The sequence below is a fragment of the Pseudomonas sp. Je.1.5.c genome, assembly GCF_051129895.1.
Classification (GTDB): Bacteria; Pseudomonadota; Gammaproteobacteria; order Pseudomonadales; family Pseudomonadaceae; genus Aquipseudomonas; species Aquipseudomonas urmiensis.
In genome coordinates this window covers 17,350-30,924 of sequence record NZ_JBCPSP010000006.1, presented here as the reverse complement: position 1 = coordinate 30,924, position 13,575 = coordinate 17,350, and the positions used below count along the sequence as shown (strand labels likewise).

The following is a 13,575-nucleotide window of genomic DNA, read 5'->3' as shown; positions in this document are numbered from 1 at the left end:
GGACCTTGCAATGCCGCTTCCCCTCTTGATCCTGGCGCTCAGCGCCTTCGCCATCGGCACCACCGAATTCGTCATCATGGGCCTGCTGCCCGAGGTGGCGCTGGATTTGGGTGTGTCGATCCCTGGTGCCGGCTGGCTGGTGACCGGCTACGCCCTGGGCGTGGCCATCGGCGCGCCGTTCATGGCCCTGGCCACCGCCCGCCTGCCGCGTAAAGCCGCACTGGTGACGCTGATGGGCGTGTTCATCGTCGGCAACCTGCTGTGTGCCGTGGCCAGCGACTACAACCTGCTGATGTTCGCCCGCGTGGTCACCGCGCTGTGTCACGGCGCATTCTTCGGTATCGGCTCGGTGGTCGCCGCCAGCCTGGTGCCAGCCAATCGCCGCGCCTCGGCAGTGGCGTTGATGTTCACCGGCCTGACCTTGGCCAACGTGCTTGGTGTGCCGCTGGGCACGGCGCTGGGGCAGGTGGCGGGGTGGCGTTCGACCTTCTGGGCAGTCACCGGTATCGGCGTGATCGCGCTGATCGGCCTGGTGCGCTTCCTGCCGCTGCAACGTCAGCAAGAAGCGGTGGACATGCGCGCTGAGCTTGCCGCCCTCAAGGGTATCGGCATCTGGCTGTCGCTGAGCATGACCGTGCTGTTCGCCGCCTCGATGTTCGCCCTGTTCACCTATGTCGCGCCGCTGCTCGGTGATGTCACCGGCGTTTCGCCACGCGGGGTGACCTGGACCCTGCTGCTGATCGGCCTGGGCCTGACCCTGGGCAACATCCTCGGTGGCAAGCTGGCTGACCGGCGCCTGGGCGCCACCCTGGTCGGTGTGTTCGCCGCCATGGCCGTGGTGTCCACCGCGCTGAGCTGGACCAGCAGCGCCCTGGTGCCGGCCGAGATCACCCTGTTCCTCTGGGCTACCGCCGCGTTTGCCGCAGTGCCGGCCTTGCAGGTCAACGTGGTCAGCTACGGCAAGGCCGCACCGAATCTGGTCTCGACCCTGAATATCGGCGCGTTCAACCTGGGCAATGCCTTGGGCGCCTGGGTCGGTGGCAGCGTCATCGCCCATGGCCTGGGCCTGACCCGCGTGCCGCTGGCCGCAGCCGCCCTGGCGCTGTTGGCGTTGATCGTCACCCTGATCGCTTTCAGCCAGCGCGGTGGCGACGCCGAACTGGCCGCTGCTTCCCATTGATCCTTGCGAGGTAACACCGATGACCACGCTGTTCGATCCGCTGGCCTTGGGCGAGCTGCAACTGCCCAACCGCATCATCATGGCGCCGCTGACCCGTTGCCGCGCCGACGCAGGCCGGGTGCCCAACGCACTGATGGCCGAGTACTACGTGCAGCGCGCCAGCGCCGGGCTGATCATCAGCGAGGCGACATCTGTCACGCCAATGGGCGTCGGTTATCCGGACACCCCAGGGATCTGGTCCAACGACCAGGTGCGCGGCTGGAACAACGTGACCAAGGCGGTGCATGGGGCTGGCGGGCGAATCGTCCTGCAGCTGTGGCATGTTGGGCGCATCTCCCATCCCAGCTACCTCAATGGCGAATTGCCGGTCGCACCGAGTGCGATCCAGCCCAAAGGCCATGTCAGCCTGGTCCGGCCGCTGGCCGAATACCCCACACCACGGGCCCTGGAAAGCGAAGAGATCGCCGATATCGTCGATGCCTATCGGGTGGGTGCGGAGAACGCCAAGGCGGCGGGTTTCGATGGCGTGGAGATTCATGGCGCCAACGGTTACCTGCTCGATCAGTTTTTGCAAAGCAGCACCAACCAGCGCAACGACAACTACGGTGGTTCGCTGGAGAACCGCGCACGACTGCTGCTGGAAGTGACCGATGCGGTGATCGAGGTGTGGGGTGCGGGCCGCGTTGGCGTGCACCTGGCGCCGCGGGCCGATGCGCATGATATGGGCGATGCCGATCGGGTCGAGACCTTTACCTACGTTGCCCGCGAATTGGGCAAGCGGGGTATCGCGTTTATCTGCTCGCGGGAAAAACAGGCCGATGACAGCATTGGGCCGCTGATCAAACAAGCCTTTGGCGGGCCGTATATCGTCAATGAGCGGTTCGACAAGGCCAGTGCCAATGCGGCGTTGGCCAGTGGCAAGGCGGATGCAGTGGCGTTTGGCATTCCATTTATTGCCAATCCTGATTTGCCGGCGCGCTTGGCTGGCGATGCGCCGCTCAATGAGCCGCGGCCGGAGACCTTCTATGGCAAGGGGGCGGTGGGGTATATCGATTATCCGCGCTTGTAAGTGACATCCCGGGGCCGCTGTGCGCCCCTTCGCGGGCAAGCCCGCTCCTACAGATCCGCGCTGACCTTGTAGGAGCGGGCTTGCCCGCGAAAGGCCGCAAAGCGGCCTCACGATCTCTAGGGCCGGGCGTTGATCTGCTGCTGCAGGTTTTGAATCTGGCTCTGCAGGGTGTTGATGCTGCGGGTAGTCTGCCCGCGGAACGCATCGAACTCCTGTACCGAAGCCCCACCAGCCGTGGCCGCTGGCTTGTTGTCGACCTGGCTCTTGAGTACCAGCACATCCTGCTCCAGGCTCTCGATCGCCGCGCTCGGATTGCCCTGCTTCTTCAACGCTGCAACTTCACTGCTCAAGCTCTTGAGCTCGCTGTCCAGCTTGCCACCGTCCAACTGCCCCGACTTGAGCGCCGCCAGCTCAGCGTTGACCGCTTTCAGTTGCGCCTGCAACTGGCTCTGCAACTCAGTCACCGCTTTTTGCTGCTCGCGGGTATCGGCCAGCACCTGCTCCAGGCGCTTGCCCAAATCCCCGGCTTGCCCCGCCACCCCCTGCTGCTGCTTGCCCTGTTCGGCCAAGCTTGCCTGCAACTGGCGAATCTGCAACTTCAACGCCTCGCTCCCGGTGCTGACGCTGGCATCGCTGGCATCGACCTTGCCGCTGATCGCCTGCAAGCGACCGGCAGCTTCTTCGCTGATGCGGGCGAAGCTTTCCTGGGTGGCCACCAGTTGCTGCTCCATCAGCGAGATCTGCTGAAAACTCCACCAGCCCAACCCGGCCAAGGCGATGAACGACGCGCCCAGCAGTGCCCACAGCGGGCCATTGCTGGCCGGCCGCGCGGCCTTCTGCCGCGTGCGCGCGACATGCGCAGGGAGCAGTTCATCATCATCGGGGGTGCCGGCGCGCAGGGTGGGCACGTCGTCGAAATCGTCTCGAGCATCGTTACGCATGGGTGGATTCAACCGCAGTGGTAGCAAAGAGGCATTAGTATAAACCGCGCAAACGGCGGCGCACTGATGACCTTCATACCTGCGCCAGGTTCACTGGTTGCCTGGGACGTTCTTCCACCACGCGCAGAATTCATCCAGCGCGCTCCACAAGCTGACCTGCGGGCGGTAGTCCAGATACTGGCGCGCGCGGCTGATGTCGAGGGTGAAGTCCTTGCTCATCACCTGCATGCCTAAGCGCGACAAGGTCGGCTGCGGGCGACCGGGCCAGAGCATGCAGGCGGCTTCGTTCAGGGCCGCCATGCTGTAGGCCAGGCCGTAGGAGCGGTAGCGGGTGACCTGCGGCAGATGCATCTGGCGCATCACGTAGTTGACCACATCCCACAGCGGCAACGGCTGGCCATTGCTGATGTTGTAGGCCTGGCCCAAGGCCTGGTCATCGGCGAACAGCGCGCTGAGCAGCGCCTCGTTGAGGTTGTGCACACTGGTGAAGTCGACCTTGTTCAGGCCGTTGCCGATGATCGCCAGACGGCGTTTGCGCTGCATCTGCATCAGCCGAGGGAAAATGCTCGCGTCGCCTGCGCCGGTGACGAAGCGCGGCCGCAATGCCAGCACCTCAAGACCAAACTCCTGGGCACCAAAGACCTTCTGCTCGGCCAGATACTTGGTGGTCGCGTAATGATCATGCAAGCGCCGCGGCACCTGGTCTTCACGGATATCCAGGCGCGAGCGGCCATTGAAGTAGATCGACGGCGACGACAGGTGCACCAAGCGCCGCACATGCTCCTTGATGCAGCCTTCGACCACGTTCTCGGTGACCACCACATTGGCCTGGTGGAAATCCTGGTAGCGGCCCCAGTTACCCACCGCCCCTGCACAGTGCACCACGGCATCGACGCCCTGGCACAGGCGCCGGGCCAGTTCGGCATCGCCCAGATCACCGGGGATGAACTGCGCGCCGCGCTTGACCAGGTGCTCCACGCCTTCGGCACGCCGGCCATTGACGCGCACGTCCAGGCCCTGCTCCAGGGCAAAACGCGCAAAGCGCCCGCCAATGAAGCCGCTCGCGCCGGTGACCAGAATTCGCATGTAACACTCCGCCTTGCCAGATTTCAGATGCAGTTGACGTCGCCAGCCCCTACAAGGGCACCAGCCAGCCCGGCGCCATCTGGCGCAGGTGCTCGGTCAATTGCGCGAGCAGTTGCCCGCCGTTGCGCCAATGATGCCAGTACAGCGGCACATCGATAGGGGTATCGGCGCAGATTTCCACTAATTCACCTCCCTGCAACTGGGCGGCGACCTGGCGCTCCGGCACCAACCCCCAACCCAAGCCTGCTTCGGTCAGGCGCAAAAAACCTTCGGAAGACGGGCACAGGTGATGCAGGAAGCCTTCCTGGATGCCCAGTGAAGCCAGGTAACGATGCTGGAGAAAATCATCCGGGCCGAACACGATCGCCGGGGTGCGCGCCAGCCGCTTGGGGTCAAAGCCATGGGGGAAGTAGCGAGCCATGAACGCCGGGCTTGCCAGGGCTCGATAGCGCATCGCCCCCAGCAGCAGGCTGCGCGCCCCGGCCACCGGCCGTTCGCTGCCACACAGGCACGCCGCCACTTCGCCGGCGCGCATGCGTTTAAGGCCGACTTCCTGATCCTCCACCACCAAGTCCAGCAACACTTGCTGCTCGGCGCAGAAGGTGCCCACGGCGCCTGCCCACCAGGTCGCCAGGCTATCGGCGTTGAGGGCAATCCGCAGACGCTCGGGCATGCCCTCCTCGTCCAGCGCCGGCACTTGGCGCTGCAAGTCGCGCTCAAGTAAACGCACCTGCTGCACATGGTTGAGCAACTGCCGGCCGACTTCGGTAGGGCTGGGCGGGGTAGCCCGCACCAGCACCGGCTGGCCGACCCGCGCCTCAAGCAACTTGATGCGCTGAGAGATCGCCGACTGCGACAGCCCCAGGACCTGCGCCGCACGCTCGAAACCGCCCTGTTCGATCACCGCAGCGAGGGCGGCAAGCAGTTTGTAATCGAACATCGATTTTCCTAATGACTGATCAGCTTTATTTGTTTTTCTTATACAGCGGGATTATCCACAATGACAGCATTCAATCAGCAAAACAGCGTCGACCCAGCGGTTGGCGTCAGTGGAGTGTTCGCGCTATGTGGCAAAGCTATCTAAACGGCATGTTGGTCGCCTTTGGTCTGATCATGGCCATCGGCACGCAGAACGCCTTTGTCCTGGCCCAGAGCCTGCGCCGCGAGCACCACCTGCCGGTGGCCTTGTTGTGCATCGTGTGTGACGCCATTCTGGTCGCTGCCGGGGTGTTTGGCCTGGCCACGGTACTGGCGCATAACCCGATGCTGCTGGCGGCAGCGCGCTGGGGCGGCGCGGTGTTTCTCATCTGGTATGGCGCCAAGGCGCTGCAACGGGCGTGCTCCAAGCAGAGCCTGCAACAACAGGAAGGCCAGGGCATGCGCTCACGTCGCGCGGTACTGCTCAGCGCCTTGGCCGTGACCTTGCTCAACCCGCACGTGTATCTCGATACGGTGCTGCTGATCGGCTCGCTGGGCGCCCAGCAAAGCGTACCCGGAGCCTATGTGGCCGGGGCTGCCAGCGCCTCGCTGGTGTGGTTCTTCACCCTCGCCCTGGGCGCCGCTTGGCTGGCCCCATGGCTGGCGCGCCCCACCACCTGGCGCCTGCTCGACCTGATGGTGGCAGTGATGATGTTCGCCGTGGCTGCGCAGTTGATCTTCAATTGACGGCCATAGGTCAGCGGCCATGTAACCGCTCTGGAACCTCTATTCCCTATAGTTGTTGCGTGGTTATGCGCCGGGGCTGGTGATATGATCCAGAGCTTGCGTCGCAAAGAGTACAAACTCGCCGACGTTTACCGGGCCGCCCGTGATCGGCCTTGCGCAAACCGCGAACTAGACCTGAATCAGGAGATCCACCATGGCTTTTGAATTGCCGCCGCTGCCCTACGCCCACGATGCCCTGCAGCCGCACATCTCCAAGGAAACCCTGGAGTATCACCACGACAAGCACCACAACACCTACGTCGTGAACCTGAACAACCTGGTCCCAGGCACTGAATTCGAAGGCAAGACCCTGGAAGAGATCGTCAAGACCTCTTCGGGCGGCATCTTCAACAACGCCGCTCAGGTCTGGAACCACACCTTCTACTGGAACTGCCTGGCGCCAAACGCTGGCGGTCAGCCGACCGGTGCTCTGGCCGACGCCATCAACAGCGCTTTCGGTTCCTTCGACAAGTTCAAGGAAGAGTTCACCAAGACTTCGGTTGGCACCTTCGGTTCCGGCTGGGGCTGGCTGGTGAAGAAGGCTGACGGTTCCCTGGCCCTGGCCAGCACCATCGGCGCTGGCAACCCGCTGACCAACGGCGACACTCCGCTGCTGACCTGCGACGTCTGGGAGCACGCCTACTACATCGACTACCGCAACGTCCGTCCGAAGTACGTCGAGGCGTTCTGGAACCTGGTCAACTGGAAGTTCGTTGCCGAGCAGTTCGAAGGCAAGACCTTCACTGCCTGAGTGGCTTCTGGCTTGTAGAAAAAACCCGGCACTTGCCGGGTTTTTTTGTGGCAGCGCTATGGCATGGCGCTAGAGAAGCCTGGGGCATGCACAGCGAGGCCAAGGGCAGCCCCGATCAGTGCCAGCCCCTACAATTTTTCACCGTCTGGCGGCCTTCCCCCTCTTGCTCCCCTGGCATAGCGCGCTAACATCAAACGTCTGGAAAGTTGACGCAACGCACTCAAGTCGCAGGGGCGCGCAACCGATACAGTACCGAAGGCAGCAAGGTCGATAGTCTATTGCCGAAGCTAATGGCAAAATAGTGGCATGCGCATGGATTAAGGAAACCCCATTGAAGCTGGAATTTCGCAACAGCTTATCGGTCAAGTTGCTCAGGGTTGTGCTGCTTTGCGCACTGGCGGTCGGCGTGGTTCTGAGCTGTGCGCAGATCGTCTACGACACCTACAAGACCCGCCAGGCCGTGAACAATGATGCCCAGCGCATCCTCGACATGTTCCGCGACCCGTCGACCCAGGCTGTGTATAGCCTCGACCGGGAAATGGGCATGCAGGTCATGGAAGGCCTGTTCCAGGACGAGTCGGTGCGCATGGCCTCTATCGGCCACCCCAACGAAACCATGCTGGCGGAAAAATCCCGGCCGCTGCAGGATATGTCCATGCGCTGGCTGACCGACCTGTTTCTCGGCCAGGAACGCACCTACACCACTCAACTGGTCGGCCGCGGGCCCTATAGCGAATACTACGGCGACCTGAGCATCACCCTCGACACCGCCGCCTATGGCGAAGATTTTCTGATCAACGCAGTGATCATCTTCATCTCCGGCGTGCTGCGCGCGCTGGCCATGGGCCTGGTGCTGTACCTGGTCTATCACTGGCTGCTGACCAAGCCGCTGTCGAAAATCATCGAGCACCTCACCCAGATCAACCCCGACCGCCCTAGCCAGCATCAGATTCCACTGATCAAGGGTCATGAACGCAACGAACTGGGGCTGTGGGTCAATACGGCCAACCAGCTGCTGGCGTCGATCGAACGCAACACGCATCTGCGCCACGAAGCCGAAAACAGCCTGCAACGCATGGCCCAGTACGACTTCCTCACCGGTCTGCCCAACCGCCAGCAGTTGCAACAGCAGCTCGACCAGATCCTCGTCGATGGTGGCCGCCTGCAACGGCGCGTGGCGGTACTGTGCGTGGGGCTGGACGACTTCAAGAGCATCAACGAGCAATTCAACTACCAGGTCGGCGACCAGTTGCTGCTGGCCCTGGCCGACCGCCTGCGCGCCCACAGCGGCCGCCTTGGCGCCCTGGCGCGCTTGGGCGGCGATCAGTTCGCCCTGGTCCAGGCCAATATCGAGCAGCCCTATGAAGCGGCCGAGCTGGCCCAGAGCATCCTCGATGATCTGGAAGCGCCGTTCGCCGTCGACCTGCAGGAAATCCGCCTGCGCGCGACCATCGGTATCACCCTGTTCCCGGAAGACGGTGACAGCACCGAGAAGCTGCTGCAAAAGGCCGAGCAGACCATGACCCTGGCCAAGGCCCGCTCGCGCAACCGCTACCAGTTCTACATCGCCAGCGTCGACAGCGAGATGCGTCGGCGCCGCGAGCTGGAAAAAGACCTGCGTGAAGCGCTGCCGCGCAACCAGCTGTACCTGGTCTACCAGCCGCAGATCAGCTATCGCGATCATCGCGTGGTCGGCGTTGAAGCGCTGCTGCGCTGGCAGCACCCGGAACTGGGCATGGTCCCGCCGGATCAGTTCATCCCGCTGGCCGAGCAAAACGGCAACATCATCAGCATCGGCGAATGGGTGCTCGACCAGGCCTGCCGGCAGCTGCGTGAATGGCACGACCTGGGCTTCAGCGAGTTGCGCATGGCGGTCAACCTGTCGACCGTGCAGCTGCACCACAATGAGCTGCCGCGGGTGGTCAACAACCTGCTGCAGGCCTACCGCCTGCCGCCGCGCAGCCTGGAGCTGGAAGTCACCGAGACCGGCCTGATGGAAGACATCAGCACCGCCGCCCAGCACCTGCTGAGCCTGCGCCGCTCCGGCGCGCTGATCGCCATCGACGACTTCGGTACGGGGTATTCCTCGCTCAGCTATTTGAAATCGCTGCCGCTGGACAAGATCAAGATCGACAAGAGCTTCGTCCAGGACCTGCTCGATGACGATGACGACGCGACCATCGTTCGCGCCATCATCCAGCTGGGCAAGAGCCTGGGCATGCAGGTGATCGCCGAAGGCGTGGAGACCGCCGAACAAGAGACCTACATCATTGCCCAGGGTTGTCATGAAGGTCAGGGCTATCACTACAGCAAACCGTTGTCGGCCCGGGAGCTCACCGCCTTCCTGCGCCAGGCGCAACGCAATCAGGTGTCGGCGCTGTAACCCTTGCCACTGCTGAGAATGCCCTGGTAACCGGCATTTGCATGAATTGCGTGCCCACCCCTTTACAGCAAATGCAAATCTTTCGCATGATGTTGCGGTTTCGCGTGCCACGCCGCGCAGTCCAACCACACGACGCAGGGAAACCAATAATGATTCGAATGCCTCTGGCCTCCGCCAGTCTGCTGGCCATCGCCATCGCTCTCGCCGGTTGCGGCGAAGGCAAGGACGACAAGGCTGCCGCACCGCAAGCCCAGGCACCTGCTGCCGCCAGCACCGCTGCTGCGGCGCCTGGGGCGATCGACGAAGCCGCCGGCAAGGCCGTGGTCAAGCACTACGCCGAGCTGGTCCATGCCGTGTACAGCGACTCGTTGAGCACCGCCAAGACCCTGCAGAGCGCCATCGACGCGTTCCTGGCCAAGCCTAACGATGAAACCCTGAAAGCGGCCAAAGACGCCTGGGCCGCCTCGCGCGTGCCTTACCTGCAGAGCGAGGCATTCCGCTTTGGCAACACCATCATCGACGACTGGGAAGGCCAAGTTAACGCCTGGCCGCTGGACGAAGGCCTGATCGACTACGTCGACAAGAGCTACGAGCACGCCTTGGGTAACCCAGCCGCCAGCGCCAACATCATCGCCAACACCGAGATCCAGGTCGGCGAAGACAAGATCGACGTCAAGGACATCACCCCCGAGAAGCTCGCCAGCCTCAATGAGCTGGGCGGTTCGGAAGCCAACGTCGCCACCGGCTACCACGCGATCGAATTCCTGCTCTGGGGCCAGGATCTCAACGGCACCGGCCCAGGCGCGGGCAACCGCCCAGCGACCGACTACCTGGAAGGCAAAGGCGCCACTGGCGGTCACAACGAGCGTCGCCGTGCCTACCTCAAAGCGGTCACCGACCTGCTGGTCAAAGACCTCGAAGAGATGGTTGGCAACTGGGCACCGAACGTCGCCGACAACTACCGCGCCAAGCTTGAAGCCGAGCCTGTCAACGACGGCGTGCGCAAGATGCTGTTCGGCATGGGCAGCCTGTCGCTGGGTGAACTGGCCGGCGAGCGCATGAAGGTCTCCCTGGAAGCCAACTCGCCTGAAGACGAGCACGACTGCTTCAGCGACAACACCCACTACTCGCACTTCTACGACGCCAAGGGTATCCGCAACGTCTACCTGGGCGAGTACACCCGAGTCGATGGCAGCAAGCTGACCGGCCCGAGCCTGTCGTCGCTGGTGGCCAAGGTCGACCCGGCCGCTGACGCCACCCTCAAGGCTGACCTGGAGGCCACCGAGGCCAAGATCCAGGTCATCGTTGACCACGCGCTCAAGGGCGAGCACTACGATCAACTGATCGCCGCCGACAACGCTGCCGGCAACCAGATCGTGCGTGACGCCATCGCCTCGCTGGTCAAGCAGACCGGCGCGATCGAGCAGGCTGCCGGCAAGCTGGGCATTGCCAACCTGAACCCGGATACCGCTGATCACGAATTCTGATCGGCTGATACTGGATCAATCAAATGGCGGCCTTCGGGCCGGCCAGTCAATCAAGAATCGGGGCTGCTTTGCAGCCCTTCGGGGGCAAGCCCGCTCCCACAGAGGAAGCGTTTACCTGAAGGTCGACGCAATCCCTGTGGGAGCGGGCTTGCCCGCGAAGGGCCGCAAAGCGGCCCCAATTCGTATATACCGGGCGTTGTCGTTTGGTGGCCCTAGCGCATCCCGCTGTAGGGATCGGCAATGCTGTCAGCCATCTCCGCCACGGCATCGTCGATCGCCTCGCGGGTTGCAGCTGAAATCCGCTGCTTATCGAGCCCCAGAAGAAATTCCCACACCCCCACCAAGCCCAGTCGAGACACTATCGACAACAGGTTCTCGGTGATCTCAAAATCATCCCGCCAGCGACTGATGAGCAACTGTTCCAGCCGCCCCTTCAGCGCCTCATCGAGCAAGCTGTAGGTATGCCATTGCCGATCAGCCAGCTCGTATAGCGCCTCGGTCAGTGGCAGTGTGGCCATGTCATCCGGCGCCAGCAGGATGGCTTCGAACTCATCACGAATACTCTGCGGCGGCATGCCGTCGGGCAGGGACTGATAATAGTCAGGCGTTTTCATCGCTAGAAATCTACGGGAATGTGAGTTTGATTACCGGCCTTTCTGTAGAGCTTGCCATCCTGGCCCAGCAGCTTGCCACCAATCCTGATTTGCGCAGTCCAGCCGGCGCCAGAGTTGGAGCCGGGGAACTTAGCCGCAGCATTGCTATCCGGCGCATGCCATTTGACCTCGACCTTCTGCCCACCAATGACGTAGTTGAACTTACTCCCGTCGGTAATCGTCACCGAAGGTTTGAATCCGTCAGGTGTGCCCGGAGGTACCAGCTTGCGCAGATCATCGATGTGAATTCGACCGTTGTTCAGCGCCTCACTGGCCGACCGTTGCGGATTGAAGAACGCAGGCGTCTGGCCCGTTTTCGACGGCTGATTGAGCGCGCCAAAGTCGCCTTCGGCACGCGACACGGCGTTGTCCCATTTGGCTGGCGTCGAGCCTGGTGAAACGCTGCCTGGCTCAACACTCCCAGCCTTGCCAACGGAGCCCGCGGTGGCCAGGCCTTTACCCATGCCGCCGAGCGCCAGCGGATTCAAGCCAAAGGGACTGAAGCCGGTTTGCTCGGTGTATTTGCTGGCTTCGCTCATCCAGCGTGGATCGTTCGATTGGTAGAGCTGGGCGATGTAGTCAAGGTGCAGCTGGCCGGCCAAGGTCCAGTCACTGAGGTTGTCGCCGCCAATGAAGGTGTAGCCGCGCAGGATCTTGCTGGCCGCGCCTTCCGGCAATTGGCTTTCCAAGGCATCGATCGCCTTGGAGCCCATGTCGATCTCGGCCCGGATCGCCGCGCAAGTCCTTCGCGAATTTAAGAACCGTCCCACAAACCGGCGCGGTAACTGACAACGATTTCATCCAGTAGTTGCAAATTGCTCTTATTCAAACACCCCTAGCCTGCTAAGCTTGCACGCCGGTTTTTTGCCCAAGCCCAGGATCGTTGATGTCCTTGCTCCGCCTAAGCCCCCTGCTACTGGCTACTGCCCTGGCCGCCTGTGACGACGCCCCGCGTTTCACCCAGGCCGAGCCCGGCGAGGCCCTGTCTGGCGGCAAGGCGACGGTCCTGCGCAGCGACCGCAATGCCTTTTCCCTGCCTTCGGCCAACCTCTCGCCGGAGCGTCGGCTGGACTTTGCCGTTGGCAACAGTTTTTTCCGTAACCCCTGGGTGATCGCCCCCGCCACCACCACCGCGCGTGATGGCCTCGGCCCGCTGTTCAATACCAACGCCTGCCAGAACTGCCATGTGCGTGACGGACGCGGACATCCTCCCGAGCCGGGTGCCAGCAATGCGGTGTCGATGCTGGTGCGTTTGTCGATTCCTGACCAACCTGCCTACGCCCAGGAAATCCAGCGCCTGGGCGTGGTACCGGAACCTACCTACGGCACCCAACTGCAAGACATGGCCATCCCCGGCGTGACCCCGGAAGGCAAGGTGCGCGTGACCTACAGCAGCGAGACGGTCCGCTTCGCCGATGGCTACAGCGTCGAGCTACGCCGGCCGCAGCTGCAAATCAGCCAACTCGGCTATGGGCCGATGCATGCCGATACCCGCTTCTCCGCCCGCGTAGCACCGCCGATGATCGGCCTGGGCCTGCTCGAAGCCATTCCAGAGGCGGCGATCCTGGCTAACGCCGACCCGGACGATCGCAATGGCGACGGCATTCGCGGGCGGGCCAATCAAGTCTGGGATGATGCCCAAGGCAAGACCGTGCTCGGCCGATTCGGCTGGAAGGCCGGCCAGCCCAACGTCAACCAGCAGAACGTCCACGCCTTTGCCGGTGACATGGGCCTGACCACTACCTTGCTGCCGCACGATGACTGCACACCCGCCCAACTCGACTGCCTGGCCGCGCCCAACGGCGATGGCGCCGACGGCGAGAAGGAAGTCAGCGACAACATCCTGCGCCTGGTCACCTTCTATACCCGCAACCTCGGCGTGCCAGCGCGGCGCGACGTGGCTGCGCCGCAGGTGCTGGCCGGCAAGAACCTGTTCTTCCAGGCGGGCTGCCAAAGCTGCCACACACCGCAGTTCACCACCGCCGCCGATGCCGCCGAGCCTGAACTGGCCAACCAGCTCATCCGCCCCTACAGCGACCTGTTGCTGCACGACATGGGCCCGGGGCTGGCCGACCACCGCAGCGAATTTGCCGCTGGCGGCCAAGACTGGCGCACCCCACCGCTGTGGGGCGTTGGCCTGACCGAAGCGGTCAGCGGCCACAGCCAATTGCTGCACGATGGCCGCGCCCGCAACCTGCTCGAAGCGGTGCTCTGGCACGGCGGCGAAGCGCAGGCGGCGCGCGACCAGGTTCTGACCTTCAATGCCGAGCAGCGCGCCGCGCTGCTGGCGTTCCTGAACTCACTTTAAAACGCGCAAGGAG

The 13,575-nt window shown here is 63.1% G+C and carries 12 protein-coding genes; 7 read left to right on the top strand and 5 right to left on the bottom strand.

The genetic code is table 11. The annotated features are described in order from the left end of the window. The first annotated feature begins 10 nt into the window (after positions 1-10). Together AAZU54_RS07090 and AAZU54_RS07085 are read left to right on the top strand one after the other, a co-directional pair. Positions 11-1,180: an MFS transporter gene (locus AAZU54_RS07090; protein WP_186553913.1), complete on the top strand. Its 1,170-nt coding sequence runs from the start codon at positions 11-13 to the stop codon at positions 1,178-1,180. 19 nt (positions 1,181-1,199) lie between these two features. Next, entirely contained in the window at positions 1,200-2,249 is a 1,050-nt protein-coding gene (locus tag AAZU54_RS07085; protein WP_434726903.1) for an alkene reductase, read from the top strand. Between the two features lie 116 nt (positions 2,250-2,365). Here AAZU54_RS07085 and AAZU54_RS07080 read toward each other — a convergent pair whose 3' ends face one another. The 3 genes from AAZU54_RS07080 to AAZU54_RS07070 form a co-directional block, all read right to left on the bottom strand. Next, positions 2,366-3,190, bottom strand: a complete 825-nt coding sequence (locus AAZU54_RS07080) for an ATPase (RefSeq protein ID WP_186553911.1) — start codon at positions 3,188-3,190, stop codon at positions 2,366-2,368. Between the two features lie 90 nt (positions 3,191-3,280). Next, entirely contained in the window at positions 3,281-4,276 is a 996-nt protein-coding gene (locus tag AAZU54_RS07075) for an NAD-dependent epimerase/dehydratase family protein (protein WP_186553910.1), read from the bottom strand. Positions 4,277-4,325: 49 nt separating this feature from the next. Next, positions 4,326-5,216 (bottom strand): LysR family transcriptional regulator ArgP, encoded by an 891-nt coding sequence (locus tag AAZU54_RS07070; protein ID WP_368972814.1) that lies wholly within the window; start codon positions 5,214-5,216, stop codon positions 4,326-4,328. A 125-nt stretch (positions 5,217-5,341) separates the two neighbouring features. Here AAZU54_RS07070 and AAZU54_RS07065 point away from each other — a divergent pair, with 125 nt between their 5' ends. The 4 genes from AAZU54_RS07065 (at position 5,342) to AAZU54_RS07050 (ending at position 10,601) form a co-directional block, all read left to right on the top strand. Beyond that, positions 5,342-5,941, top strand: coding sequence for a LysE/ArgO family amino acid transporter (locus AAZU54_RS07065; protein WP_186553908.1), 600 nt, complete (start codon positions 5,342-5,344; stop codon positions 5,939-5,941). A 193-nt stretch (positions 5,942-6,134) separates the two neighbouring features. Then, positions 6,135-6,731: a superoxide dismutase gene (locus tag AAZU54_RS07060; protein ID WP_186553907.1), complete on the top strand. Its 597-nt coding sequence runs from the start codon at positions 6,135-6,137 to the stop codon at positions 6,729-6,731. 331 nt (positions 6,732-7,062) lie between these two features. After that, entirely contained in the window at positions 7,063-9,114 is a 2,052-nt protein-coding gene (locus tag AAZU54_RS07055) for a putative bifunctional diguanylate cyclase/phosphodiesterase (protein ID WP_186553906.1), read from the top strand. Positions 9,115-9,263: 149 nt separating this feature from the next. Then, positions 9,264-10,601 (top strand): imelysin family protein, encoded by a 1,338-nt coding sequence (locus AAZU54_RS07050; protein ID WP_186553905.1) that lies wholly within the window; start codon positions 9,264-9,266, stop codon positions 10,599-10,601. A gap of 212 nt (positions 10,602-10,813) precedes the next feature. Here AAZU54_RS07050 and AAZU54_RS07045 read toward each other — a convergent pair whose 3' ends face one another. Continuing rightward, positions 10,814-11,215 (bottom strand): hypothetical protein, encoded by a 402-nt coding sequence (locus AAZU54_RS07045; protein ID WP_186553904.1) that lies wholly within the window; start codon positions 11,213-11,215, stop codon positions 10,814-10,816. A 2-nt stretch (positions 11,216-11,217) separates the two neighbouring features. Beyond that, positions 11,218-11,967, bottom strand: coding sequence for a hypothetical protein (locus AAZU54_RS07040; RefSeq protein ID WP_434726902.1), 750 nt, complete (start codon positions 11,965-11,967; stop codon positions 11,218-11,220). A 173-nt stretch (positions 11,968-12,140) separates the two neighbouring features. Here AAZU54_RS07040 and AAZU54_RS07035 point away from each other — a divergent pair, with 173 nt between their 5' ends. Continuing rightward, positions 12,141-13,562 carry a di-heme oxidoredictase family protein gene (locus AAZU54_RS07035; RefSeq protein WP_434726901.1) on the top strand — a complete coding sequence of 474 codons (1,422 nt, stop codon included), beginning with the start codon at positions 12,141-12,143 and terminating at the stop codon, positions 13,560-13,562. Positions 13,563-13,575: the final 13 nt, after the last annotated feature.

Coding starts and splice junctions, on each gene's coding strand:
- AAZU54_RS07090 (WP_186553913.1), top strand. CDS start 11: ATGCCGCTTCCCCTCTTGATCCTGGCGCTCAGCGCCTTCGCCATCGGC.
- AAZU54_RS07085 (WP_434726903.1), top strand. CDS start 1,200: ATGACCACGCTGTTCGATCCGCTGGCCTTGGGCGAGCTGCAACTGCCC.
- AAZU54_RS07080 (WP_186553911.1), bottom strand. CDS start 3,190: ATGCGTAACGATGCTCGAGACGATTTCGACGACGTGCCCACCCTGCGC.
- AAZU54_RS07075 (WP_186553910.1), bottom strand. CDS start 4,276: ATGCGAATTCTGGTCACCGGCGCGAGCGGCTTCATTGGCGGGCGCTTT.
- AAZU54_RS07070 (WP_368972814.1), bottom strand. CDS start 5,216: ATGTTCGATTACAAACTGCTTGCCGCCCTCGCTGCGGTGATCGAACAG.
- AAZU54_RS07065 (WP_186553908.1), top strand. CDS start 5,342: ATGTGGCAAAGCTATCTAAACGGCATGTTGGTCGCCTTTGGTCTGATC.
- AAZU54_RS07060 (WP_186553907.1), top strand. CDS start 6,135: ATGGCTTTTGAATTGCCGCCGCTGCCCTACGCCCACGATGCCCTGCAG.
- AAZU54_RS07050 (WP_186553905.1), top strand. CDS start 9,264: ATGATTCGAATGCCTCTGGCCTCCGCCAGTCTGCTGGCCATCGCCATC.
- AAZU54_RS07045 (WP_186553904.1), bottom strand. CDS start 11,215: ATGAAAACGCCTGACTATTATCAGTCCCTGCCCGACGGCATGCCGCCG.
- AAZU54_RS07040 (WP_434726902.1), bottom strand. CDS start 11,967: ATGGGCTCCAAGGCGATCGATGCCTTGGAAAGCCAATTGCCGGAAGGC.
- AAZU54_RS07035 (WP_434726901.1), top strand. CDS start 12,141: ATGTCCTTGCTCCGCCTAAGCCCCCTGCTACTGGCTACTGCCCTGGCC.